At 72.5% G+C, this 24,797-nt stretch carries 24 protein-coding genes; 12 read left to right on the top strand and 12 right to left on the bottom strand.

Going from position 1 to position 24,797, the window contains the following annotated elements; translation table 11 throughout:
• The first annotated feature begins 242 nt into the window (after positions 1–242).
• Both E0H26_RS03470 and E0H26_RS03465 read left to right on the top strand, forming a co-directional pair.
• Positions 243–2,789, top strand: a complete 2,547-nt coding sequence (locus tag E0H26_RS03470; RefSeq protein WP_131300726.1) for an HAD-IC family P-type ATPase — start codon at positions 243–245, stop codon at positions 2,787–2,789.
• 59 nt (positions 2,790–2,848) lie between these two features.
• Positions 2,849–3,280, top strand: a complete 432-nt coding sequence (locus E0H26_RS03465; protein WP_131300724.1) for a DUF2000 domain-containing protein — start codon at positions 2,849–2,851, stop codon at positions 3,278–3,280.
• A gap of 9 nt (positions 3,281–3,289) precedes the next feature.
• Here the strand turns inward: E0H26_RS03465 and E0H26_RS03460 are convergent, their stop codons facing one another.
• From E0H26_RS03460 to E0H26_RS03440, 5 genes are read right to left on the bottom strand one after another with little or no spacing between them, the layout of a single operon-like run.
• On the bottom strand, positions 3,290–4,144 hold the full coding sequence (locus E0H26_RS03460) for a helix-turn-helix transcriptional regulator (protein ID WP_131300722.1): 855 nt from the start codon (positions 4,142–4,144) through the stop codon (positions 3,290–3,292).
• 9 nt (positions 4,145–4,153) lie between these two features.
• Entirely contained in the window at positions 4,154–5,275 is a 1,122-nt protein-coding gene (locus E0H26_RS03455; RefSeq protein ID WP_131300720.1) for an ABC transporter ATP-binding protein, read from the bottom strand.
• Positions 5,272–6,099 carry an ABC transporter permease gene (locus tag E0H26_RS03450; protein WP_131300717.1) on the bottom strand — a complete coding sequence of 276 codons (828 nt, stop codon included), beginning with the start codon at positions 6,097–6,099 and terminating at the stop codon, positions 5,272–5,274. Before E0H26_RS03450 ends, E0H26_RS03455 begins: the two co-directional genes overlap by 4 nt.
• Positions 6,100–6,102: 3 nt before the next feature.
• Positions 6,103–6,891, bottom strand: coding sequence for a molybdate ABC transporter substrate-binding protein (gene modA / locus E0H26_RS03445; protein WP_240741995.1), 789 nt, complete (start codon positions 6,889–6,891; stop codon positions 6,103–6,105).
• Positions 6,888–7,313: a TOBE domain-containing protein gene (locus tag E0H26_RS03440; protein ID WP_131300715.1), complete on the bottom strand. Its 426-nt coding sequence runs from the start codon at positions 7,311–7,313 to the stop codon at positions 6,888–6,890. The genes modA and E0H26_RS03440 overlap by 4 nt, the downstream gene beginning before the upstream one ends.
• Positions 7,314–7,561: 248 nt before the next feature.
• On the opposite strand from E0H26_RS03440, the gene E0H26_RS03435 reads away from it, so the two are divergent.
• The 6 genes from E0H26_RS03435 to E0H26_RS03410 all read left to right on the top strand — a co-directional run bounded on the left by E0H26_RS03435 (position 7,562) and on the right by E0H26_RS03410 (position 12,372).
• Entirely contained in the window at positions 7,562–8,161 is a 600-nt protein-coding gene (locus E0H26_RS03435; protein ID WP_131300713.1) for a copper chaperone PCu(A)C, read from the top strand.
• Positions 8,158–9,381: a Dyp-type peroxidase gene (locus E0H26_RS03430; RefSeq protein ID WP_131300711.1), complete on the top strand. Its 1,224-nt coding sequence runs from the start codon at positions 8,158–8,160 to the stop codon at positions 9,379–9,381. The genes E0H26_RS03435 and E0H26_RS03430 overlap by 4 nt, the downstream gene beginning before the upstream one ends.
• A gap of 17 nt (positions 9,382–9,398) precedes the next feature.
• The gene (locus E0H26_RS03425; RefSeq protein WP_131300709.1) at positions 9,399–10,028 is read left to right on the top strand and encodes a copper resistance CopC family protein; all 630 of its coding nucleotides are present in this window, start codon (positions 9,399–9,401) and stop codon (positions 10,026–10,028) included.
• A gap of 159 nt (positions 10,029–10,187) precedes the next feature.
• Positions 10,188–10,727 carry a hypothetical protein gene (locus E0H26_RS03420; protein ID WP_131300707.1) on the top strand — a complete coding sequence of 180 codons (540 nt, stop codon included), beginning with the start codon at positions 10,188–10,190 and terminating at the stop codon, positions 10,725–10,727.
• 16 nt (positions 10,728–10,743) lie between these two features.
• Positions 10,744–11,775, top strand: a complete 1,032-nt coding sequence (locus tag E0H26_RS03415) for a COG1361 family protein (protein WP_131300705.1) — start codon at positions 10,744–10,746, stop codon at positions 11,773–11,775.
• Between the two features lie 135 nt (positions 11,776–11,910).
• Positions 11,911–12,372: an LPXTG cell wall anchor domain-containing protein gene (locus E0H26_RS03410; RefSeq protein ID WP_131300702.1), complete on the top strand. Its 462-nt coding sequence runs from the start codon at positions 11,911–11,913 to the stop codon at positions 12,370–12,372.
• Here the strand turns inward: E0H26_RS03410 and E0H26_RS03405 are convergent.
• Both E0H26_RS03405 and E0H26_RS03400 read right to left on the bottom strand, forming a co-directional pair.
• Complete coding sequence (locus tag E0H26_RS03405) at positions 12,365–15,628, bottom strand: putative Ig domain-containing protein (RefSeq protein ID WP_131300700.1); 3,264 nt, start codon at positions 15,626–15,628, stop codon at positions 12,365–12,367. The genes E0H26_RS03410 and E0H26_RS03405 overlap by 8 nt on opposite strands.
• 144 nt (positions 15,629–15,772) lie before the next feature.
• Entirely contained in the window at positions 15,773–16,108 is a 336-nt protein-coding gene (locus tag E0H26_RS03400; RefSeq protein ID WP_131300698.1) for a YnfA family protein, read from the bottom strand.
• A gap of 81 nt (positions 16,109–16,189) precedes the next feature.
• Between E0H26_RS03400 and crcB (E0H26_RS03395) the strand changes: the two genes are divergently transcribed.
• Positions 16,190–16,759 (top strand): fluoride efflux transporter CrcB, encoded by a 570-nt coding sequence (crcB, locus tag E0H26_RS03395; RefSeq protein WP_131300696.1) that lies wholly within the window; start codon positions 16,190–16,192, stop codon positions 16,757–16,759.
• Positions 16,756–17,130, top strand: coding sequence for a fluoride efflux transporter CrcB (crcB, locus tag E0H26_RS03390; RefSeq protein ID WP_131300694.1), 375 nt, complete (start codon positions 16,756–16,758; stop codon positions 17,128–17,130). The genes crcB (E0H26_RS03395) and crcB (E0H26_RS03390) overlap by 4 nt, the downstream gene beginning before the upstream one ends.
• 78 nt (positions 17,131–17,208) lie before the next feature.
• Here crcB (E0H26_RS03390) and E0H26_RS03385 read toward each other — a convergent pair whose 3' ends face one another.
• Entirely contained in the window at positions 17,209–17,583 is a 375-nt protein-coding gene (locus tag E0H26_RS03385; protein ID WP_131300692.1) for a sensory rhodopsin transducer, read from the bottom strand.
• Positions 17,583–18,800 carry a D-arabinono-1,4-lactone oxidase gene (locus tag E0H26_RS03380; RefSeq protein ID WP_131300690.1) on the bottom strand — a complete coding sequence of 406 codons (1,218 nt, stop codon included), beginning with the start codon at positions 18,798–18,800 and terminating at the stop codon, positions 17,583–17,585. Before E0H26_RS03380 ends, E0H26_RS03385 begins: the two co-directional genes overlap by 1 nt.
• A gap of 65 nt (positions 18,801–18,865) precedes the next feature.
• On the opposite strand from E0H26_RS03380, the gene E0H26_RS03375 reads away from it, so the two are divergent.
• Both E0H26_RS03375 and E0H26_RS03370 read left to right on the top strand, forming a co-directional pair.
• The gene (locus tag E0H26_RS03375) at positions 18,866–20,665 is read left to right on the top strand and encodes a glycoside hydrolase family 15 protein (RefSeq protein ID WP_131300688.1); all 1,800 of its coding nucleotides are present in this window, start codon (positions 18,866–18,868) and stop codon (positions 20,663–20,665) included.
• 58 nt (positions 20,666–20,723) lie between these two features.
• Entirely contained in the window at positions 20,724–21,524 is an 801-nt protein-coding gene (locus E0H26_RS03370; protein ID WP_131300686.1) for a zf-HC2 domain-containing protein, read from the top strand.
• Positions 21,525–21,584: 60 nt separating this feature from the next.
• Here E0H26_RS03370 and E0H26_RS03365 read toward each other — a convergent pair whose 3' ends face one another.
• The 3 genes from E0H26_RS03365 to E0H26_RS03355 all read right to left on the bottom strand — a co-directional run bounded on the left by E0H26_RS03365 (position 21,585) and on the right by E0H26_RS03355 (position 24,790).
• Positions 21,585–22,163: a sigma-70 family RNA polymerase sigma factor gene (locus tag E0H26_RS03365; protein ID WP_131300684.1), complete on the bottom strand. Its 579-nt coding sequence runs from the start codon at positions 22,161–22,163 to the stop codon at positions 21,585–21,587.
• A 134-nt stretch (positions 22,164–22,297) separates the two neighbouring features.
• A complete protein-coding gene (locus E0H26_RS03360; RefSeq protein ID WP_131300682.1) occupies positions 22,298–22,471 on the bottom strand; it encodes a CsbD family protein in 174 nt (57 codons plus the stop codon).
• 72 nt (positions 22,472–22,543) lie between these two features.
• A complete protein-coding gene (locus E0H26_RS03355; protein ID WP_131300680.1) occupies positions 22,544–24,790 on the bottom strand; it encodes a heavy metal translocating P-type ATPase in 2,247 nt (748 codons plus the stop codon).
• Positions 24,791–24,797 lie beyond the last annotated feature (7 nt).

Raw genomic sequence — 24,797 nt, 5'->3', positions numbered from 1 at the left:
ATCCACGCTGGTCGCCGAGCGGCACGGATCGCCCACCACCGACGCCGTGAGCGGCACAGATACCCCCGCACACCAGCGTCGAAGCTGGCCGAGCACCCATTCACCTACGAGTGATCCGGCGCCTACCCCCAAACCCCCCAGAGATCTTGGTACGGAAGCGCCCTTATAGGGGCACATTCGTACCAAGATCCGCGCCGCCTATACCCCTACGGGGTATATCGTGGCGGGGAGGAGGGGATGAGATGGGGCGCGGGCATGGGGGGCACATCGGGCATGCGGGGCATGACAAGCGTGGGGGGCATGACAAGCATGCGGGGCATGATCCGGAGGCGTTTCGTCGTAAGTTCTGGCTGAGCCTGGTGCTGACCGTGCCGATCGTGGTCAGCAGTCACATGGTGATGGACTGGTTCGGCTACCAACTGGACTTTCCGGGGATCGACCTGGTGGGGCCGGTGCTGGGCACGGTGGTGTTCGCGTACGGCGGATGGCCCTTCCTCCAAGGGGCGGTACGCGAGATCCAGGACCGGGCCCCGGGCATGATGCTGCTGATCGCGATGGCGATCAGCGTCGCCTACCTGGCCTCGCTGGCCACCGCGATCGGCGCGTTCGATCTGGACTTCTGGTGGGAGCTGGCCGCGCTGGTCACCATCATGTTGCTCGGGCACTGGCAGGAGATGAAGGCGATCGGCCAGGCCCGGGGCGCCCTGTCGGCGCTGGCCGCGTTGTTGCCCGACGATGCGGAACGGATCCGCCCGGCGGGCGGGACCGGGCCGAACGGCGAGACCGGGCCTGAGGGCGGGACCGGGCCGAACGGCGGGACCGGGCCGAACGGCGGGACCGGGCCGAACGGCGAGACCGGGCCTGAGGGCGGGACCGGGCCGAACGGCGAGACCGAGCCGAACGGCGGGACCGGGCCGGGGGGTGGGACGGAGCGGGTACCGGTGGCCGAGCTGCGCGTCGGGGACACGGTCCTGGTGCGGCCGGGTGGACGGGTGCCGGCGGACGGGCAGGTCGTCGATGGGCAGGCCGAGTTGGACGAGTCGATGATCACCGGCGAGTCGCGGCCGGTGCTGCGGGCGGCCGGTGACCGGGTGGTGGCCGGCACGGTGGCCACCGACGCGGCGCTTCGGGTACGCATCGCCGCGGTCGGCGACGACACCGCGCTGGCCGGCATTCAGCGGTTGGTGGCGCAGGCGCAGCAGTCCAGCGGCCGGGCGCAGGTGTTGGCCGACCGCTTCGCCGCCTGGTTGTTCTACATCGCGAGCGCCACCGCCGTGGTCACGCTCGTGGTGTGGACCGTGCTCGGCAACCTGAGCGAGGCGGTGGTCCGCACGGTCACCGTGCTCGTCATCGCCTGCCCGCACGCGCTCGGCCTGGCCATTCCGCTGGTGATCGCCCTGTCCACGGCGGTCGCCGCCAAGGGCGGCATCCTGGTCAAGGACCGGCTGGCGCTGGAGCGGATGCGAACCGTCGACACGGTGCTGTTCGACAAGACCGGGACGCTGACCCGGGGCGAACACGCGGTCACCGGCATCGCCGCCACCGCCGGCCCACACGACCAGGACGCGGCCAGCCCACAGAACCAGAACACCGCCAGCCCACACGACCACAACACCACCGAGCCACACGGCCCGGACGCGGCCAGCCCACAGAACCACAACACCGCCAGCCCGCACGATCAGAACACCACCGGGCCACATGGCCAAGACGCGGCCAGCCCACAGAACCACAACACCGCCAGCCCACACGACCACAACACCACCGAGCCACACGACCAGGACGCGGCCAGCCCACAGAACCAGAACACCGCCAGTCCGCACGATCAGAACACCACCGGGGACGCGGCCGGCGGGATCGGGCCGGAGAGGGCCGGTACGGACGCGCAGCGGGAGGTGCTGGCCATCGCGGCGGCGGTGGAGGCGGACAGCGAGCATCCGCTGGCTCGCGCGATCGTGGCTGCCGCCGGGGCGCAGGGTCTACGCCGGACGGCGACCGGATTCCGGTCGCTGACCGGCCGGGGCGTCCGGGCCGAGGTCGATGGTGCCAGTTACGCCGTCGGTGGACCCGCGCTGTTGCGGGAGTTCGCCGCCGCCGTTCCCGACGATCTCAGCCGGCGGCAGGAAGAGTGGTCCCGCCGTGGTGCGGCCGTGCTGCACCTGTTGCGGCTGCACGATGGCCGAGCGGAGGTGCTCGGTGCGCTCGCGCTGGAGGACGAGGTGCGGTCCGAGGCACGGCAGGCTATCGCCGACCTGCGGGCGCAGGGGGTACGGAAGATCGTCATGATCACCGGGGATGCGCGTCCGGTGGCCGAGGCGGTCGCCGCCGATCTGGGTTTCCGGGCGGGTACGGACGAGGTCTTCGCGGAGGTGCTGCCGGCGGAGAAGGACGACGCGGTGGCGGATCTGCAACGCCGGGGGCTGCGGGTGGCGATGGTGGGGGACGGCGTCAACGACGCACCGGCGCTGGCCCGCGCGAACGTCGGCATCGCGATCGGGGCCGGCACCGACGTGGCGATCGAATCCGCCGGGGTGGTGCTCGCCTCCTCCGACCCGCGCGGCGTGACCGGGGTGATCCGGCTGTCCCGGGCCGCGTACCGGAAGATGATCCAGAACCTGGCCTGGGCGGCGGGTTACAACGTGGTCGCGCTGCCGCTGGCCGCCGGTGTCCTGGCCTGGGCCGGGGTGACGTTGAGTCCGGCGGTCGCCGCGGTGTTGATGTCGGCCTCGACGATCGTGGTGGCGCTCAACGCCCAGTTGCTGCGCCGGGTCCAGCTGCGCGCAACGCAGTGAACGGCCGCAGGGAAGATTCGTACAAGACCCGGCCCGGCTACGGCATCACACTCGGTGTCATGGAAACCGGCATCGAGCCCGTACGCTTCGACACCAAGATCGCGGTGTTGCTCCGCGACGACCTGCCGGTCTGGCAGCGGCTGAACATGACGGCGTTCCTGGTGAGCGGCATCGGCCGGGCCGCGCCCGAGGTCATCGGCGAGCCGTACGCCGACGCCGACGGCACGCCCTACCTGCCGATGTTCCGGCAGCCGGTGCTGGTCTTCGCCGGCTCGAAGGAGGTGTTGACCGCCGCCCACCAACGCGCCGTCGCGCGTGAGCTGCCGTTGGCGGTTTTCACCTCGGATCTGTTCGGCACCGGTAACGACCGGGACAACCGGGCTGTGGTACGCGCGGTCGGTCGCGCCGATCTGGACCTGACCGGCCTGGCCGTGTACGGCCCACGCAACGGGGTGGACAAGGTGATCAAGGGTGCCCGGATGCACCCGTAACTCGGCGAGCTACCGCGAACGTGACCGGCACGCCTGGCTCGGCGTACGCCGGGGCGGCGAGGACCGCCGCGCGTCGGCGGTCGGGTACCGGCCGGGGGTGAATCCGAGGATCCGTTTGAAGTGTCGGGTCAGGTGGGCCTGGTCGTAGAAGCCGGCGGCGACGGCGACCTCGCCAGCCGGCAGGCCCGCCCGCAGCAGTTGTCGGGCCCGGTCCACCCGCCGGGAGATCAGGTACTGGTGCGGCCCGAGCCCGTACGCGGTGGAGAAGGCCCGCACCAGGTAGGTCGGGTGGGCGTGCAGGACCTCGGCGGCGTCGCGCAGGCTCAGCCCGGCCACGAAGTGCTCGTCCAGCAGTGCCCGCAGGCCGCGCGCGATCCGCGCGTCGCGCACCACCGGTGCCTCGGGCGTACGCCGGGTGAGGTGGGCCCGCAACCGTGCCAGTACGACGGCGAGTTGCACCTCGGCGGCGAACCCGTCGCCGGGCTCCGCCACCAACGTGTGCAGCAGGTCGATCCGACGGCGCAGGGTGACGTCGTCGAACGACGGTTGGTCCACGGCGCGACCCACCAGACCGTCACCGAACTGCCCGGTGTCGAGATAGAGGACCCGTTTGCGGAATCCGCCCGGGGTGGCCGGGCTGCCGTTGTGCGCGACTCCGGGCGGCAGCAGGGTGACCACCTGCCGGAACGCGCCGTGTTCGTGACGGTCGAGGTCGTAGCGGACGATGCCGTCGTCGACCACCAGCAGGGTCCAACTGCCATGGGTGTGCATGGGATAGGCGTGGTCGGTGAATCGGGCGTGCAGCACTTCGGTGATCCCGCCGACCGGCGGTGACCAGACCCGTACCTGCTGCCGGGTGGACATCTGCCGAACTTAGCGCCCCTGCCCGGCGGGGTAGGCGCGGGTCTCGGTGGCCTTCACGGCGGCCCAGACCGGTTGTCCCGGCGCCAGTCGCAGCTGGGCGGCGGCGGCCGGGGTGACGTCGGCGGCCACCTCGATCGGCCCGGTGAGCTGGATGCGGAGGTTGTCGCCGTGGCGCTGGATGCCGGTGATGGTGGCCGGCCAGGTGTTGCGTGGGCTGCCGTCGGGCTGGCGGGGATGCAGGGCCACGGCCGCCGGTGCGAAGGCCACGAAGACCTCCCCGTCGTGCTGGTCGCTGGTGGTCAGCAGATGACCGTCGGCGAGCCGGACGTGGTGGCCGGTGGCGTGTCCCCGGTAGAGGTTGAGCCCCACCAGGCGGGCGACGTAGTCGGTACGGGGTTCGGCGGTGATGGTGGCGGCGTCACCTTCCTGGACCACCCGACCATGCTCGATGATCACGAGTCGGTCGGCGAGCACCAGGGCGTCGAGGGGATCGTGGGTGACCAACAGGGTGGCGCCGGGGTGGGCGGCGAGATGCTGTTGCAGCTGGGCTCGGGTGTCGAGTCGGGTGCGGGCGTCGAGGGCGGCCAGTGGCTCGTCGAGCAGCAGCAACGCCGGGTCGACAGCCAGGGCACGGGCGAGCGCGACCCGTTGAGCCTGACCGCCGGAGAGTTGGCGGGGCTTGCGGCGGGCGTGCTCGGTCAACCCCATCCGGGTCAGCCAACCGGCCGCCCGGTGCCGGGCCTGCTGCCGGCTCAGGCCGTGCCGGCGCGGCCCGAAGGCGACGTTGTCCAGCGCGCTGAGATGCGGAAAGAGCAGGTAGTCCTGGAAGACCACGCCGATCGGGCGGCGCTCGGTGGGGATCCAGATCCCGAGGCCGGGGTGGTCGAGGTTCCGGCCGGCGAGGGTGAGGTGGCCGGCGGTGAGCGGGTGCAGGCCGGCGAGGGCACGCAGAGCGGTGGTCTTGCCGGCGCCGTTGGGCCCGAGCAGTGCCACCACCTCGCCGGGGGCGATGGTCAGCGGCAGGTCGAGCCGGAAGCTGCCCCGGTCGACCACCAGGTGCGCGTCGAGCAGACCCGGCCCGGCGAGCGGACTGGGTTGGTCGGTGGCCGGTGTGGGGCGCGGCGTGGTCATGGTGCGCTCACCCAGCGGTCGCGGAGGCTGGCCAGGATCACCACGGAGACGGTGAGCAGGATGAGGCTGAGCACGATGGCGGCCTCCAGGTCGGTCTCCAGCGCGAGGTAGACGGCCACCGGCATGGTCTGGGTACGGCCCGGATAGTTGCCGGCGAAGGTGATGGTGGCGCCGAACTCGCCGAGCGCGCGGGCCCAGCCGAGCACCGCTCCGGCGGCCACACCGGGTGCGACCAGGGGCAGGGTCACGTGGGTGAAGGTGGTCCAGCGGCCGGCACCGAGGGTGGCGGCGGCCTCCTCGTAGCGGGTGTCGGCACCGCGCAGCGCGCCCTCGACGGCGATGATCAGGAACGGCATGGCGACGAAGGCCTGAGCGAGCACGACCGCGGTGGTGGTGAACGGCAGGGTGACGCCGAACGTCTCGTCCAGCCAGGAGCCGACGAGCCCACGACGACCGAAGACCAACAGCAGCGCCACGCCGCCGACCACGGGCGGCAGCACCAGCGGGACGGTGACGAGGGCGCGCACGAGCCGGCGGCCGGGGAACGGCACCCGGGCCAGCAGCCAGGCCAGGGGTACGCCGAGCGCCAGGCAGAGCAGGGTGGCGAGGGTGGCGGTCTGCACCGACAGCCGCAGCGCGGTGAGCAGACCCGGCTCGGTGAGCCGCTGCGGCAGGGTCGCCCACGGGGTACGGACGAGCAGCCCGACCAGGGGCAGCAGCAGGAACAGCAGGCCGATCGCGGCTGGCAGCAGCAGCGCGACCGGGATCCGGCGGGCGTGGCTGATGCGCCTGGCCGGCGGCGCCTCCCTGGTGGCCCCGAGCACCGGCTACGGCGCCTGGAATCCGGCGGCGGTGAGCACGGCACGACCGGTGTCTGCGCGGACGAACTCGACGAAGGCGCGGGCGGCGGTCGGGTTGGCGGCGTCGGTCAGCACCACGATCGGGTAGTCGTTGATGGCGCCGGCCGACTCCGGGAACTCGACGCCGTCGACGTCGTTGGCCGCGGCGCGGGCGTCGGTGCGGTAGACCAGCGCGGCGTCGACCTCGCCGAGCTGCACCTTGTTCAACGCGCCCTTGACGTCCTGCTCCAGGGTGACCGGGGTGAGCGCCACGCCGGCGGCGTCCAGGGCCTTGCGCGCCGCCGCGCCGCACGGCACCTGCTCCGCGCAGATGGCGACCTTCGCGTCGGGCTTGGTCAGATCGGCCAGGCCGGTCACCCCGGCCGGGTTGCCCTTGGGTACGGCGATGACGAGTTGGTTGCGTACGAAGATGACCGGCTCGTCGGCGGCGTTGCCGGCGTCGACGACGGTGGCCATGTTGGCCGGCGCGGCGGAGGCGAACACGTCGGCGGGCGCCCCCTGGTTGATCTGGGCCGCCAGGGCGGAGCTGCCGGCGAAGTTGAAAGTGATCTTCAAGCCCTGGTGGGCGGACTCGAAGTCCTGCCCGATCCGGGTGAACGACTCCCGCAGCGAGGCGGCGGCGAACACGGTCAGCTCGCCGCTGATCCCGTCGCCGGCCGAGGGTGGGGCGTCCGGTTCGTCGGCGCAGCCGGTCACCGCCAGCACCGCGAGCACGGCGACGGCGGCCAGGACGGTACGCAGGCGGGTCGCGATCACGGGTTGGTCCTCCCACTGTTTCCGACGGCCAGGGCAGGCCGCTCCACCACGACGGTGGTCGACTTGATCACTGCCACGGCTACCGAGCCGACTTCCAGGCCAAGTTGGTCGACCGCTTCCCGGCTCATCAGCGACACCAGCCGGAACGGGCCGGCCTGGATGTCCACCTGAGCCATCACCGCGTCCTTGACCACGGCGGTGACGATGCCGCGCAACCGGTTCCGCGCCGAGGATTCCTCCGCCCGGTGGTCCGGGTCGGCGGCCTGCGCCCGGACGAAGGCGGCGAGGTCCACCCCGTCGATCACCCGGTGGCCCTGCTCGTCGCGGCTCGCGGCGAGCCGCCCGGCGTCCACCCAGCGCCGCATCGTGTCCACACTGACCCCGAGCAGCTCGGCCGCCTCGCCCATCCGGAACACCGCCACAGCGACCATGTTAGATGGCTGCACTTTCGATGGAAAGTCGGCGTCGCGCATCGCATCTGCGGCATGCAGAGCGAGATGGAGCCGGCATCTGCCGCCCCGGGAGCCGACCCGACGCCACCGGGGACGGCCACCGTGCCGGGCAAGCTCCCCGATCGCGGCCAGGGGTGACCGGCATTACGCGGGTGGGTGGAACTTGTGGGTGGGTGTGGGCGACCAAGTTCACGACGTCGACCCTTGAGAGGAAGCCCATGCCCAGCGCCATCTCCGGCCGGCTCGTGCGCCCGGCCGCCCTGTTCACCGGGGTTCTCCTCGCCAGCCTGGTCGCCGGCTGCGGGGCTGCCGAGGACGGCTCGACCACCGCGCCGAACCCGTCGGCCACCGCCACCTCCGCCGCGCCCGCCGGCGCGCAGGACGGCGTACTGACCGTCCAGGACCCGTGGGTGAAGGCGGCCGACACGGGGATGACGGGGGCGTTCGCCACGCTGGTCAACGACACCGACTCCGACGTCACCATCACCGGCGCGTCCTCCCCGGTCTCCCCGTTGGAACTGCACGAGATGGCCATGCAGGACGGGAAGATGGTCATGCGGGCCAAGGACGGCGGTGTGGTGATCAAAGCCGGCACCGAGCACCGGTTGGAGCCCGGCGGCGATCACCTGATGTTGATGAACCTCGCCCAGCCGGTACGCGCCGGCGACGAGGTCAGCTTCACCCTCACCTTCGGTGACGGCCGGACGCAGACGTTCACCGCCGTGGCCAAGCCGTTCACCGGCGCCCAGGAGAGCTACGCCCCCGGTCACGGCGAGCCGATGCCCGGCATGTCGCCCAGTCACAGCCCGGCACCGTGACCTCGACCAGCCGGCCGGTGAGCCGGCGTGGGCTGCTCACCGGTGGGGCGCTGGCCGCCGGTGGCACGCTGGCCGCTGCCGCCGTGGTCGGCGCCACCCGCGACGGGGGTCGCACGGGCGCACCGGAGCAGGTGCCGGTGGCCGCGACCGTCGGTGCGGCGACCGAGCCGTTCCACGGCGTACGCCAGTCCGGCATCACCACCGAACCCCAGGCGCACGCGGCGTTCGTCGCCTTCACCCTGCGCCCCGGCACCGACCGCGCCGCGCTCGGTCGGATGCTGCGCCTGCTCTCCGACGACGCCGCCCGGCTCACCCAGGGCCGGCCCGCGCTCGCCGACACCGAGCCGGAACTGGGGTTGCTGCCGGCCCGGCTGACCGTCACGTTCGGCTTCGGTCCGGGCCTGTTCACCGCCGCCGGCCTCGACGAGCGCCGTCCACCGTCGGTGGCCGACCTGCCGCCGTTTTCGATCGACCGACTGCAACCGCGTTGGTCCGGCGGGGATCTGCTGGTGCAGATCTGCGCCGACGATCCGATCACGGTCGCCCACGCCCAGCGGGTGCTGGTCAAGGACGGCCGCCCGTTCGCCACCGTGCGCTGGGTCCAGTCGGGCTTCCGGCGGGCCGCCGGTGCCGAGCCGGGCCGGACCCAGCGCAATCTCTTCGGTCAGCTCGACGGCACCGCCAATCCGAAGCCGGGCGAACCGCTGGAGACGGCGGTGTGGATCCCCGACGGGCCGGACTGGCTGCGCGACGGCACCACTCTGGTGGTCCGCCGGATCAGCATGGACCTGGAGACCTGGGATCTGCTCGGTCGCACCGACCGCGAGTTCAGCGTGGGTCGGCGGCTGGACACGGGTGCCCCGCTGACCGGCACGGCCGAGCACGACGAGCCGGACTTCGCCGCTCTCGGCCCCGACGGGCTGACCGTCATTCCGGACTTCTCCCACCTCACCCGGGCGCACGTCAGCGACGACCGGTTCCGGATCCTGCGCCGCCCCTACAACTACGACGGGGTGCCGGCGGCCGACGGCACCGCCGACAGCGGATTGATCTTCGCCGCGTACCAGGCGGACATCGCCCGGCAGTTCCTGCCCATCCAGCAGCGGCTCGCCGAGCGCGACCTGCTCAACGAATGGACCACTCCGATCGGCTCCGCCGTCTTCGCCATCCCGCCCGGTTGCCCCGAGGGCGGCTGGGTCGGCCAGCAGTTGCTCGACTGAGGAGGAGAATCGTCATCATGCGCACCCGACTCCGCCACCTGTCCGCCCTGAGCCTGGTCGCCGCCCTGCTGGCCGCCACCGCCCTGCTGGCTGGCCCGGCCTCCCCCGCGTACGCGCACAACGTGCTACGCAAGGCGACACCTGCCCAGGACGCCGAGCTGACCAAGGCACCCGCCAAGGTCACCCTGGACTTCCTACAGAAGCTGAACCCGTCGTTCACCACGATCACGCTCAGTGACGCCGACAAGCAGCCGGTGGCCACCAGCGAACCGGAGGTCGACGGCACCAAGGGCACCGTCACCATCGACTCGACGCTGGCCAATGGCGTCTACACGGTCGCGTACCGGGTGGTCTCCCTGGACGGGCACCCGGTGCAGGGGTCGTACACGTTCACCGTCGCCGACCCGACCGCGACCGCCGAGCCCAGCCCCACTCCCAGTCCGGAGGCGAGCCAGCCGGCGGAGAGCCCGAGCCCGACCGCCGAGCAGACCTCCGCCGCACCGGCCAGCCCCGCCGCGAGCGGCTCGTCCGGTGGTGCGGGCACCATCGCGCTGCTGGCCGGAGCCGTCGTGCTGGCCGCGCTGGTGATCGGTGCGGTGGTGGTGCTCCTGCGGCGTCGCCAGTCAGGTGGCAGCGCGGCGGGGTGACCACCACGGGGCGCGCAGCCCCTCGCAGGACCGCCGAGACGGACCTAACCCCCAAAAAGGTATTTAGCCCCAAAACACCACAAACTGGCATCTAGTGCTCCTTAATCTTCAGTGGCCTCCTCAAGACGCCACCGGAAGATCCAGGAAGAAGGAGCCTCGATGCGAAAGAGATTTGCCGCCGCTGTCATGGCGGGCGTGGCCGTGTCCACTGCGCTCGCCGCGCCCGCCTTCGCGGAAGACACGATCGTCACGCTGACCGTGGACGCCACCGGCGGCCTGTCGATCACCGTGCCCGCCACGGCGAACATCGGCCACGGCGTCGAGGGGAGCAGCGTCTCCGGCCTGCTCGGCCCGGTCACGGTGCTCGACCAGCGCTCGTCACTCACCCCGAACTGGACCGCGACGGTCATCTCCACCGACTTCGTCACCGGCGGCGGATCCTCCGGCGAGACGATCCCGAACATCAACGTGCGGTACTGGTCCGGTACGGCCACGGCGACGGCCGGCACGGGTACCTTCACACCCGGCCAGCCGACCTCGGGCGACCAGCAGATCATCAACGTGCCGCGCACGGCGTTCAGCAAGTCCGGCGGCACCGGCAACAACTTCGCCACCTGGAACCCGACCCTCGTGGTCAACATCCCGTCGGAAACCGTGCAGGGCACCTACCGGGGAACGGTGACACATTCGGTGCTCTAGGCTCCTCGGCCGGCTGGTGCCGCTGGCCTCCGTCGCCCTCGTGGCGCTCGGAGTGCCGGCGGCACCGGCCGTCGCCGTACCGGAGCACCGGCACGCACTCGCGCCCGACGGTGCGGGAATCGGTCTCCGACTGCTGGACATCCCGGCGGCACGAGCCGACGACCCCCGGGCCCGCGTGTACGTCATCGACCACGTGAAGCCCGGCACGACGATCAGCCGCCGGGTCGAGGTCAGCAACGACTCCACCGAGCGCCAGCAGATCGAGCTGTACGCGGGGGCCGCCACCATCGAGGGCAACACGTTCACCGTGACCGAGGGGCGCGGCGGCAACGACCTCAGCGACTGGGTCAGCCTGGGAGCGGCGAGCCTCGATCTCGCACCCGGCGAACGCGCTCCGGTCGAGGTCGACATCGAGGTGCCCCGTACCGCGCCCAAGGGCGAACGGTACGGCGCCATCTGGGCCCAGGTGTCCAGCGAGTCACCCCGGGGCGGCAACGTCACCCAGGTGCACCGGGTCGGCATCCGGCTTTACCTCGACGTCGGTCCCGGCGGCGAACCGCCGTCGGACTTCCGGATCGACGAGGTGGCCGCCGAGCCGGGCCTGGGCGAGTACCCGGTGGTCACCGCCCGGGTGACCAACACCGGCGGCCGCGCCCTGGACATGACCGGCACGCTGACCCTGACCAAGGAGTCGATCCGGGCCGGGCCGTTCAAGGTGACCAACGGGGTGACCATTCCACCCGGCCAGAGCGGGCAGGTACGCATCGAGGTCAACCAGTCGCTGCCGGCGGGTGTCTGGGCCGTCCGACTGGACCTGGCCAGCGGCGTCGTGCAACGCACCGCCGACGGCCGGATCACCCTGCCGGTCACCGCGCGGACCGCGCTGGACAGTTCGACCCCCGCCTGGCTGATCTACTCACTCGGCGGGCTGGTCGCGCTGGCGGCCGTCGTCGTCTGCACCGTCTGGTACGTCGCGCGACGCAGGTCCCAAACCGTGCCGGCCGATGACCCGCAAGCGGCGAGTGAGCTGTTCCGCCAGCCCGTCTGACGCCCGACCGACCAACAACCGGCCCGGCCCGCCGCCTCGGCGGGGCCGGGCCGAACCGCATCTTCGTCACGAAAAACGAGATTCACTTCATAATCGGGCATATAGGATCAGTTACGCGTTCCTTGGTGGCGGCCCGTGACCGCGGACCGCCGCGCTCCCCGCTCCGAACCGGGACCGGCCGCGCCGGACCCGGTCCGGGCGTACGCCCGCACGGAGGTCGTGATGATGGTCCGGACCCGCGACGTTCCCTTCACCCGCCCGGCGCGGCTCGGCCTCCTGGCCTGCGCCAGCCTGGTCGCGGCCCTGGTGTTCAGCGTCACCGCCGCCCCGCCCCCGGTGTCGGCCCAGCACCGGCCCAGCACCGGATCGTTGGCCGCGACGGCGCCGCCCGGCTCGACCGGGGTCACCTTCGAGGTGCTGCCATCGCCGACCGGCAGTCCGACGCCGGACCCGCCCCAACCCACACCCGACCCGTCGCCGCTACCGGTCACCGGGCCCGCCACCGGCACCAGCTCGCTGGTGGCGTTGGCCCTGCTGCTGCTCGCCGGTGGCGGAGTGCTCGTCGCGCTGGGTCGCCGACGCCGGGCCCTCAGATGACCGAGTGGGTCACCGTCGCCCGGTAACCGCCGGCCACCGCCTCCGCCGGCAGCGCCACCGACAGGCTCGGGTTCCAGGTCGCCGAGTTGGCCCCGGTCGGCCCGGACCACCCCGCTGCGGTACGCGGCACGTCCAGCACCGTGCCCGGTTGCGGCAGGAAGACACCGGAGCCGGTGGTGTTCACCGCCGACCCGGAGGCGTACCGGACGGCGGACCGGGGGATGGTCTCGCCGGGTGAACCGGAACCCGTGGTGAAGGCGGTGACCGACACCGTCGCGGTCCAGGAACCGGCGTTCGGACCCCGGTCGTCGGTCACCGTGACCAGCCCGAGCTGGTTGGTCAGCGACGGGGTGCCCGGGGTACCCCGTCCGAGGTAGGCGGCGGACGGGACGCTGATCCGCAGCCCGCCCAGCGGTGCGATCACCAGGCTGACCGGGCGGGTGGCGGACTGCGCGAACGAGTCGGTCACCCGTACGGTGAAGGCGAACGTCCCGGCCTGCGTCGGCGTGCCGCGCAGCAGCCCGCTGCCCGCGTCGAGACTCAACCCGGGCGGCAGCGCACCGGCACTCACCGACCAGGCGAACGGCGCGGTGCCACCGGTCACGGTGAGTTGGTACGAATACGGTTCGAACGCCCTGCCGGCCGGCGGATCGGCGAAGTCGAGGCTCGGCGGGGCGGCGATGACCACGGTGGCCGGTCGGGTGTCGGAGAAGCCACTGGCATCGGTGACCCGAACGGTGAACGCGAAGCTGCCGGCCTGGCTCGGCACCCCGGAGAGCACGCCGGTGGTGGCGCCCAGGGTCAGCCCCGGCGGCAGCGCACCGGCACTCACCGACCAGGCGAACGGCGCGGTGCCACCACTGACCGTGAGGGTGACCCGATAGCTCGCCCCGACCTCGCCGCCGGCCGGCGGCGGGAAGTTCAACACCGGCGGGGCGTTGACCGTCACCCCGGCGGACTGCGCCGAGTCGGGCCCGGTGCCAGCGGCGTTGACGGCCGCGACCCGGAAGGTGTACGTCGCACCGGCGGTCAGGCCGGTGACCGTGCCGGAGGTCGGCGTGGCGGGCAGCGACACCGGCGCCTGGGCGACGCCACCGAGGTACGGCGTCAGTCGGTAGCCGGTGATCGTCGAGCCGCCGTTGGCCGGCGCGCTCCAGCTGATCGTGGCGGAGTTGGTGCCGGCGGCGACCGAGTTGATCATGGGCGCTGCGGGCACCGTGTAGGGCACCACCGGGGCCGACGCGTTACTGGCCGTCCCGGTGCCGAACGCGTTGGTCGCCGCCACCTGGAAGGTGTACTGGACCGAGGTGCTCAGCCCGGTCAGCGTACGGGTGGTGGTGGCGGCGTCGACGGTGATCGGTGACTGGGCCACGCCGTCCCGGATCGGGGTGAGCACATACCCGGTGATCGGGCTGCCGTTGTCCGCCGGGGCGGTCCACGAGACGGTGGCGCTGGCGACGCCGGCAACCGCCGTCGGGGTGGCCGGGGTGGCCGGCACGGCGGCGTAGACGTAGCTGCCCGAGCCGGCGGCGCCCCGGGTGACGACCGTGACGGTGACCGGTGCGGCGCCGGAGCGCGCCGGCATCGACGAGATGCCGAGGCTGCCGTCCGCGTTGGCGGTGAAACAGCCGGCCGCCGGTGCGGCGGTGCACGGCAGCAGCAGGGTCGAGGTGCCGGTCGACTGTTCGGTGGCCGTGCCGATGGTGATCGCGGTGGCCCCCGCCAGGTTGCTGCCGCGTACGGTGACCGCACCACCGCCGGAGATCGAGCCCAATGCCGGGGAGGCGGTCACGGCGGTGGGCGCGGCCAGCGGCGCGACCGGGGTGGTGGAGTTCGCGTAACCCGGACTCGCGTCGACCGACGACGAGGTGGCCACGGTCGCCGTCTGGATCAGTGCCGGGGTGACGCCGGTGCCGGTCACCGTCGCGACCACACCGATCGGCGACAGGGTGCTGCCACCGGCAAACGGTGTGTTGCTGTTCGTACAGGTGATGCTCTGGCCCGAGGGCTGCGCGCAGACCCAGCCGGTGCCGGACGCGGCGCGCGGCACGACGCCGGTCGGCATGGTCTGGGTCACCAGGATCGGCGCGGGCTCGCTCGGGCCGGCCGCGACCCCGGCGGTGACCGTGTAGCTGACCGGGTCGCCGGGCTGCGGGCTGGCGCCGACCGAGCTGGTCTGACTCACCACGAGGTTCGGCACCTGGTTGAAGCTGACCGCGCGGGCGTTGTCGATCTCGTGGTAGTCGGTGACGGCGCCGGTCGAGCCGACCCAGCCGAAGGCGAGCTGCCGGGGAATGCCGTTGGCGTTCAGCCAGCTCGGGGAGGGGTACAGGCTCGACGCGACCACCGGCAGCGAGCCGGAGAGGGTCCGCGCCGTACCGCCCACCGGGGTGAACCGGACCGCGTACTGCCCCGCCGGCACGGTGATCCCGCTGCTGGTGGTGTACGACGAACCAGTGGTGTTGGCGACCACCTCGACCGGCACCACGGATGCCGCCTGGGTGTTCGCCCGCAGCGCGAGGGCGGTGGACGAGGTGCTGGTGGCGGTGCTGTTGATCGCGCAGTAGCCGACCCCGTTGCGGCCGGGGCCACGGATGACGACCTGGCCGGGCACCCGTCCCCCGGTGGTGGAGATGTACGGCGGGTTGGTGCACCCGGTGCCCTGGTAGACGCTGTTGCTGAAGTTGCCGAAGACGTCGAACCCGATGCCCAGATAGCCGTTGGACAGGCCGACCGAACCCCCGTTGTACGCGGCCGAGTAGCCGAGCGAGCCGCCCGGCTGGCCGATGATCGACGGCGAGCGGGGGTCGGCCGGATCGACGGCGGCGAGCACGAAGGCCAGACCGTCCGCGCCCGGACTGCTACCGCCGTACTGGTAGGCGTTGAAGGTGACGTGCAGTCCCTGTGAGGTCGGCACGCTCACCGCGCCGAACACCCCGCCCTGCCGGGTGAGCGACGCGGGTGTCAACCGGAGCCGGCCGGAGCCTGGCGGGTCGGTGGCGACGGGGCAACTGAGCAGCGGCCCGGTCGTGTTGTTGCCCGCCGCGGTCAGGCAGGCACTGTTGCTGCTGGTACCCGAGGGCACACCCGGCACCGCCACCGCACCGGTGCCGTTCGGGGTGTTGTTGTGGAAGGGCTGATCGAACAGGACCGAGCCGTCCGCCGCCGCGGCGCCGGGCAGGGCCAGCACGGCTGCCGCGACCAGGGCGACCGGGAGTGTCCCGCGCACGATCCCGCGCCAGCGCGTGAAGGACATGATCCCTCCCTGCTCAGCTTGCTCACCAGCCCTTGAGGCACTGTAGATCCCCTCCCGTCCCAAAATATGCTAAACCGGACATTCGTCGCACTGGGCTGGGTGGGGATGCAGTGCCGGAGTGGCCTGCCCGGAAGCGGGAAACGATCAGGCGCCGCGCGGGGCGTACATGATGACGGCCACGCCGAGCAGGCAGATCGCCGCTCCGGTCAGGTCCCACCGATCCGGGCGGAAGCCGTCGAAGATCATCCCCCAGGCGAGCGAGCCGGCGACGAAAACCCCGCCGTACGCGGCCAGGATGCGCCCGAAGTTCGGGTCGGGCTGGAAGGTGGCGACGAACCCGTACGCGCCGAGGGCGAGCACCCCGGCGGCGACGAACCACAGCCCTCGGTGCTCCCGCCAGCCCTGCCACACCAACCAGGCCCCGCCGATCTCCGCGACGGCGGCCAGGACGAACAGCACGACGGAACGCAGCACGGTCACCTGGCGCACCCTACTGCGCGGCGTCGAGCAGCGGCCAGGTGCCAGGACTACTCTCGATCAGCGGTGAGGAGGTGATGGCCCGTGTCGCCCGGCCCGCCGCCCGGCGCCGTACCGCCCGGCGCCGTACCGCCCGGCGCCGTACCGCCCGGCGCCGTACCGCCCGGCGCCGTACCGCCCGACCGACCGCCCGTCGATCCGGACGTCGATCTCCACCTACCGCGCCAGCGAGCGGAGTTGGCCGGCGGTAGCGGCACCCTGCTCGGCGCGATCGCCCTCGGCGGCATGGCCGGCGCCGTGCTGCGGCACGGGTTGGCGGTGGCGTTCCCCCACGACCCCGGCGGCTTCCCGTGGGCCACCTTCGCGGTCAACGTCTCGGGCTGCCTGCTCATCGGCGTACTGATGGTGTTCATAACCGAGGTGTGGACCGCACCTCGGCTGGTCCGCCCCTTCCTCGGCGTCGGCGTACTCGGCGGCTACACCACCTTCTCCACGTACGCCGTCGAGGTGCAGCAGGCGCTGGCGGTCGGCGCGCCCCGGACGGCCCTGCTGTACCTCGCCGGCAGCCTGGTCGCCGCGCTCACCGCAGTCCGGCTCGGCCTCACCCTCACCCGCCTGGCGACCGGCGCGCGGCACCGGCGGAGCGCCGGATGACCGTGCTGCTCGTGGCGCTCGGCGCGGCCGTCGGGGCACCGCTGCGCTATCTCCTCGACCGGGCGGTGCAGAGTCGTCACGACTCCGCCTTCCCCTGGGGCACCCTCACCGTCAACGTGGTGGGCTCGCTGATCCTCGGTGTGCTGATCGGTGGCGCCACCGTGGGTGCGGTCCCCGGTTCCCTGGTCGCCCTGCTCGGCAGCGGCCTGTGCGGGGCACTGACCACCTACTCGACCTTCGGCTACGAGACGGTGCGGCTGTTCGAGGACGGCGCCCGCCGCCACGCACTGGCTAACGTCGTGCTCAGCGTCGCCGCCGCGCTCGGCGCCGCCTTCGTCGCCGTCACCCTCACCGCGCCCCTCTGGCCGTAATCCAAAGCTCGTCCCTGGATCTTGGTTCGAAACGGCCTCCATGGGGGCCGTCTCGTACCAAGATCCGCGAGACAGAACCTAGTCGACCGGGTAGGCCATCGTGGCGGCGAGCGCCAGCGCGCCGGGAAGCCGGGTGTCCTGGCGGAGGAACTGCACCACCACCGGCACCGGGGACCGGAGCACACAGCCGTACGGCCGGTCGAGGCGGACGGCCTCCGGGTCGATCAGGTCGTTGACCCGTACGTGCTGGATCCGCCGGGCGCCGACGACCAGCCGGTACGGCCCGACCGGCTCGGTGTCCTCGTAGTAGAAGTCCAGCCGCAGGTCCGCCTCGTCGTCGCCGGTGTTGAGCACACACAGCTGGTCGAAGCTGGTGTACTCCGGCTCCGGGCCGGTGCCGCCGAACGGGATGCGGCCACCCGGCACCACCCACACCCGCGCCCCGAGCGCCATCAGGCATCCTCCAGCAGCCGGGCCAGGTCGGGGGTGAGGAACACCCCGTCCGGGTCGAGCCGACGCCGCACCTCCTGGAAGTCGTCCCACCTGGGCAGCAACGGACGCAGTTCCCGGGCGGTCAACCAGTGCTTCTTGCCCCAGTGCGGCCGGCCACCGTAACGCCGGAAGACGGCCTCCATGTCGCGGAAGTACTCCTCGTAGGGCAGGGAGGTGTTCTGTAGGCAGGCGATGGTGGTGGTGGGACGGCCGTACGCGTTGCTCAGCCAGATATCGTCGCCGGCGATGGTGCGGACCAGCACCCGCCAACCCACCGTGCGGCGGTGCCGGCTCAGAATGCGCCGCCGGACCTCGGCGAAGCAGGCCGGGAACGCATCCGAGGGGAGCATGTACTCGATCTCCTCGAAGCGCAGTTCCCGGTGCCGGGGGATGGTCCGGTGGGTCGGCCCGACCTCGATCTCCCGCAGCTCGCCCGCCGGGCCGGACTCCAGCAGTTGGCGGGTCGACCACGGCTGCCCGTCCTGCGCGTCGTCCGCCCGGTTCATCGTCCGGACCTGGGTCAGGTCGCTGCGGGGATACCAGTAGAAGTCCATGTTGCGGTTGGTGTGCTGCAACTCGGCCAGGTGGTCCAGGGTCCACTCGACCGGCGCGCACCAGGCCCGCCGACGCAGTTCGTACCGAGGCTGCACGCCGAGGGTCAGCTGGGTGACCACGCCCAGTACGCCCAGCGAGAGCCGGGCGGCGGGCAGCAGTTCGGCGTTCTGGTCCGCCGAGATGTCGAGCGTCTCACCGGTCCCGGTGACCAGACGGACCCCGGTCACCTGGGTGGAGAGGTTGCCGAAGCCGAGGCCGGTGCCGTGGGTGCCGGTCGCGGTGGCACCCGCGATCGACTGGTAGTCGACGTCACCGAGGTTGTCCATCGCCAGGCCGGCGTCGTAGAGGCCCTCACCGAGCGCCTTGAGCCGGGTACCGCCCAGGACGGTGGCGAACTCGCCGGCCTTGTCGATCACCCCCGCCATCCGGTCCAAGCTGACCAGGAGGCCGTCGGTACGCACCAGTGGGCTCGACGAGTGTCCGGAGCCCACCGGCCGCAGGGTGCGGCCCGACTCGCGGGCCCGCACGATCAGGTCCCGCACCTCGTCCTCGTCGGCCGGCTCGGCGTGGCCGGCCGGGGTGAAGGTGAGGCTGCCGGACCAGTTCACGAACGGACGGGACACCCCACGAACTCCTCTGCTCCGCGAATGGGGCGCTTACCCGGCAGCCGGCGGGGTAGTCGTAGGCGGTGAACTATCCCCCCATTGACTCGTACGCCTTCCTCTCCGACACCCACACCGCCGCGCTGGTCGCCGCCGACGGCGCGGTCGAATGGTTCTGCGTGCCGCACTTCGCCGGCGACGCGGTCCTCGCCCGCCTCCTGGATCGTGACGCGGGCGGCGTGCTCGAACTGTCCGTGGCCGGCGGCGCCGCGCCGACCCGGCGCTACCTGCCGGACACCCTCGTCCTGGAGACCCGGTGGTCGACCCCGCAGGGGTCGGCGATCGTGCATGACTTCCTGTCGGTGGCGCCGGGTGACGAGGCCCAGCCGCTGCGCGCCGACAAGCTGCTGGTGCGCCGGGTGACGGTGGAGCGGGGCACCGTCGAGTTGGCCGTCCGGGTGGCGCCCCGGGCCGGGTACGGCGCCCGGGACGTCGTCTGGGAGCAGGCCGGCGGGCGCTGGCGGGCCACCGGCACCGATCTGTGGGTGGGCGTCGACCTGCCCGGCGAGGTGACCGGTGGGGAGCTGCGCTTCGCCGCGGAGCTGTCCGCCGGTACGACGTTGGCCCTGCTGGTCGGTTACGACGACGACGCAGCCGACGTGGTCGACCCGGACGAGTTGCTGGCTCGTACCTGCCGGACCTGGCAGGCGTGGTCGGCGCGCAGCGACTACACCGGCTTCGGGGCCGACGCCGTCCGGCACAGTGCGCTGGTGCTGCGGGGGCTTTCCTTCGACGAGACCGGCGCGCTGATCGCCGCGCCCACCACCAGCCTGCCCGAGGAGATCGGCGGGGTGCGCAACTGGGACTACCGCTACGCCTGGCACCGGGACGCGGCGCTGCTGCTGCTCGCCCTGTTCCGGCTCGGTCACGCCGAGGAGGGGCGGCGGTACCTGCACTTCCTGCTCTCCGTCTGCACCGGCGAGTTGCTCACCCCGCTTGTCGACATCCTCGGCAGCACCGCCGACGAGGAGGAGCTACCCCACCTGGAGGGGTACGCCGGCTCCCGGCCGGTGCGGATCGGCAACGAGGCCGCCGAGCAGGTGCAGTTCGACACGTACGGGCACATCATGGATGCCGCGCTGGTGTACCAGGACCTCACCGGTGACCTGACCGACGAGCAGTGGGCGCTGCTGCGCCGGCACGTCGACGTGATGGCCGGCCGGTGGCGCGAGCCGGATCACGGCATCTGGGAGGTACGCGGGCCGCGCCAGCACTACGTCAACGCGAAGGTGATGACCTGGGTCTGCCTGGACCGGGGGGTACGCCTGGCGGAACTGCTCGACGACCGGACCGCCGACGTGGAGCGGTGGCGCGCGGCCCGCGACGCGGTGCACGCCGAGGTCCTGGAGCGCGGCTTCGACCCACAGGTCGGCAGCTTCGTGATGACGTACGGATCGACCGAGCTGGACGCCTCGTTGCTGCGCATCCCGCTCGTCGGTTTCCTACCCGGCGACGACCCCCGGATGCTCGCCACCATCGACCGGGTGCGGCAGGAGTTGGAGATCGGCCCTGGCCTGCTGCGGCGCTACCGGGCCGACGACGGGCTGCCCGGCGAGGAGGGCGCCTTCCTGCTCTGCTCGTTCGAGCTGGTCTCGGCGCTGGTGCTGGCCGGCCGGCGGGACGAGGCCAGCAAGGTCTTCGACCAGCTCAGCCAGTACGCCGGCCCGCTCGGCCTGTACGCCGAGCAACTCGCCGCCGACGGCACCGCGCTGGGTAACTACCCGCAGGCCTTCACCCACCTCGCGTTGATCGAGGCGGCGCTGAACCTGGACGGGGCCGGCGACCGGGAGGCGCTGCACGCCTGGGCCGCCCGGGGTGGTCACTGACCGGCCCCGGGGTTGTCCGGCTGGGAACCAGGCCGGCCCGGCGAGCGACTACCGGTACATGGGGTGCGAGCAGTGGCGGGAGATTCTGTCGGCGCAGTTGGACGGTGAGGCGACGCCGGGCGAGGAACGTGCGGCCAGCGGGCACCTTGACACCTGTCTGAGCTGCCGGGGCTGGCTGGACACGGCGGCCACGGTGACCCGGCGGGCGCGTACCCAGGTGGTGTCGGCGCTGCCGGATCTGACCGAGACCATCCTCACCGCCGCGCCGCCACCGCAGCGGCGCTGGCGTACGCCGGTCGCCGCGCTGCGGCGCCAGCGGTGGTTCGCATCGCTGGCCGGCCGGGTCACCGCGGTCACCGGCTTGCGTGCCGCGCTCGGCCTGCTCGGTGCGGTGCAACTGGTCCTCGGGCTGGCCCAGATCGGTCGGGCCGAGGTGGCCCAGCACCTGCACGCCACCGGTCAGCACCTGTGGCACGAGTCCGCCGCCTGGAACGTGGCGGTCGGGGCCGGCTTCCTCTTCGTGGCGCTGCGCCGGACCCGCCCCTCCGGCCTGCTGCCCATGCTCAGTGCCTTCGTGGCGACGCTCGTCCTGCTGTCCGTCAACGACCTGGTCGCCTCCCAGGTCGCGGTGGAGCGCCTGATCAGCCATGGCTTCCTGGTGGTCGGTTATCTGATCACCGTGCTGCTGGCCCGCAGCATGCGGCAGCCCGGCGACCCGAGCGACCGGCACCGCCCGGAGCGTTCCCGCTGGCGGTTGCGCCTCGACGAGACCGACGAGCCCGCCGCCCTGCGCCTGCTGCCGCCCTACCCGGCCCAGGCCCAGCACGGTCGGCAACACACCCCGCGCCGAGCCGCCTGACCGGTCCGACCCCCGTGCCAGGGCGGTGTCGGACCGCCCCGGCCAGGTCGGGATCGCGGGTCAGCCGACGGCGCCCGGGCGGTCACCCCGGCGGCCGGTGGCCGGACGCATCGCCGCGACCAGGTCCTCGCGGGCCCGGGCCACCCGGGAGCGGATGGTGCCGACCGGGATGTCGCAGACCTGCGCCGCCTCGGCGTACGACAGCCCGAGCAGTTGGGTGGTGACGAACGCCTCCCGCCGCTCGGGGGCCAGGCCGTCGAGCAGCCCGTGCAGCACCACCTCCTCGTCCACCCCGCCCCGCATCCCGGCCGAGGTCGCCTCGGCGGCGGCCTGCCAGTCGGTGAGGTTCGCGGTGCGCGGGCGGGCGGTGGCGGCCCGCACCTGGTCCACGGCGACCCGGCGGGCGATGGCGAGCAGCCAGGTCCGGGCGGTGGAACGGCCGGCGAACGACGGCAGGGCACGCCAGGCTCGCAGGTACGTCTCCTGGACCAGGTCGTCGACCTCCCGCACCCCGGGCAGGTGGGCCAGGAACCGTCGTACGTCATGCTGCGTGGCGCGGACGAACGCCGCGGCGGCGGCATGGTCGCCCCGGCCCGCGGCGAACGCGTACCCGGTGATCTCGTCGGTCACGGCTGTCATCGCCGTATTGGTCGGTCGGCGGGGCGGGTTGGTTCCCGCGACATCCGAGATTCACGCCGTCGCCGGTCCGGAGCCCGCTCAGGCCGAACCGCCGGGCGGCGCTGGCCAGCCCGGCGGTTCGGTGGATCCGCAGGTCAGCTCCGGAACGCGTCCTTGATCTTCTCGCCGGCCTGCTTGATGTTGGCGCGGGTCTGATCGGCACGACCCTCGGTCTCCAGCCGCTCGTTGTCGGTGGCCCGGCCGACACCTTCCTTGACCTTGCCGGTGGTGTTCTCGGCGCTGTTGTTGAACTTGTCCTCGAGACCCATGTCAACCTCCCGGGGTTCGTGCGGTGGCTACCGCAATCAGGTACCCAGTCGAGCCCGGCCAAACCACCGAGGTCAGGAAACCGCGCGGAACCGGCGGAGCCGCAGGCTGTTGGCGACCACGAAGACCGAGGAGAAGGCCATCGCCGCTCCGGCGATCATCGGGTTGAGCAGCCCGGCGGCGGCCAACGGCAGCGCCGCCACGTTGTACGCGAAGGCCCAGAACAGGTTGCCCTTGATGGTGCCCAGGGTGCGGCGGGCGAGCCGGATGGCGTCCACCGCGGCCAGCAGGTCGTCGCGGACCAGGGTCAGGTCGGACGCCTCGATCGCCGCATCCGTACCGGTGCCCATGGCCAGACCGAGATCGGCCTGGGCGAGCGCGGCGGCGTCGTTGACCCCGTCACCCACCATCGCCACCACCCGGCCCTCGGCCTGAAGCCGGGCGACCACGTCGACCTTCTCCGCCGGCAGCACCTCCGCGATCACCTCGTCGACACCCACCTCGGCGGCCACCGCCGCCGCCACCGTGGCGTTGTCGCCGGTGAGCAGCACCGGGGTCAGACCCAACGCACGCAGTCGGCGTACCGCCTCCGGGCTGGTCGGTTTGACCTGGTCGGCCACGGCGAGCACGGCACGGGCCCGGCCCTCCCAACCGACCAGCACCGCCGTACGGCCCGCCGCCTCCGCGTCGGTCGCCGCCCGCGCCAGATCGTCCGGTACGACAAGGCCGCGCTCACGCAGCAACCGGGGCCGGCCGAGCAGCACCTCGCGGCCGTCCACGGTGCCGGTGACGCCCAGCCCGGCCACGTTCACGAAACCGGTGACCGGCGGCAGTTCGCCGACCTCGACGGCGCCGGCCACCACCGCCCGCGCGACCGGATGCTCCGAGCCGGATTCCAGCGCGGCGGCCCGCCGGAGCACCTCGTCGCGTTGCTCCCCCGCGCCGGGGGTCACCTCCAGCAGGGTCATCCGACCGGTGGTGACGGTGCCGGTCTTGTCCAGCACCACCGTGTCGACCCGTTTGGTGGACTCCAGCGTCTCCGGCCCTTTGATCAACACACCGAGTTGGGCCCCGCGTCCCGTGCCGACCAGCAGCGCGGTCGGCGTGGCCAGGCCGAGGGCGCACGGGCAGGCGATGATCAGCACCGCCACCGCGGCGGTGAACGCCGGGGTCGGTCCGGCGCCGGAGCCGAGCCACCAGCCGAGCGTTCCGGCCGCCAGCAGCAGCACGATCGGCACGAAGATCCCAGAAATTCGGTCGGCGAGGCGCTGGGCGGCGGCCTTGCCGGACTGCGCCCGCTCGACCAGCCGGGCCATCTGGGCCAGTTGGGTGTCGGCGCCGACCCGGGTCGCGGTGACCACCAGGCGGCCTCCGGCGTTGACGCAGCCGCCGACCACGGCGTCACCGACCCCGACTTCGACCGGTACCGACTCGCCGGTGACCAGGCTGGCGTCGACCGCCGACGAGCCCTCGTCCACCTTCCCGTCGGTGGCGATCTTCTCGCCGGGCCGGACCACGAACCGGTCCCCCACCGCGAGTTGCTCGACCGGGATCCGGGTCTCCACCCCGTCGCGCAGCACCGACACGTCCTTGGCGCCGAGTTCCAGCAGTGCCCGCAGGGCCGCCCCGGCGGTGCGCTTGGAGCGGGCCTCGAAGTAGCGGCCGGCGAGGATGAACGCGGTCACCCCGGCAGCCGCCTCCAGGTAGATGTTGCCGGCGCCGTCGGTGCGGCCGATGTCGAAGCTGAACGGGTGGGTCATTCCGGGCGTGCCGGCGGTGCCGAGGAACAGCGCCCACACCGACCAGCCGAAGGCCGCCAGGGTGCCCACCGAGACCAGGGTGTCCATGGTCGCCGCGCCGTGTCGCAGGTTCACCAGCGCGGCCCGGTGGAACGGCAGCCCGCCGTAGACCACGACCGGGGCGGCCAGGACCAGCGACAGCCACTGCCAGTAGGTGAACTGCCAGGACGGCACCATGGCCAGCGCGATCACCGGCACGGTCAGCCCCACGCAGACCCACAGCCGGGTACGCAGGCTCCGCAGTTCGTCCGCCGGCTCGTCGCTGGTGGCCGGGGTGTTGGCCGGCGCCGGCAGCGTCGCGCGGTAGCCGGTCTTCTCCACCGTGGCGATCAGGTCGTCCGGGGTGACCGGTGCGTCGTACGAGACGGTGGCCTTCTCGGTGGCGTAGTTGACGCTGGCCTGGACGCCGTCGAGCCGGTTCAGTTTCTTCTCGATCCGGGCGGCGCAGGAGGCGCAGGTCATCCCGCCGATCGACAGCTCGATCTGGTTCGTCGCCGTGGACAGCGGTCTGCTGGTGGTCATCGCTGGT

This window comes from Micromonospora zingiberis, from assembly GCF_004331455.1.
Classification (GTDB): Bacteria; Actinomycetota; Actinomycetes; order Mycobacteriales; family Micromonosporaceae; genus Micromonospora; species Micromonospora zingiberis.
The sequence above is the reverse complement of the archived record's forward strand: the minus strand, read 5'-3'. Positions and strand labels throughout refer to the sequence as shown.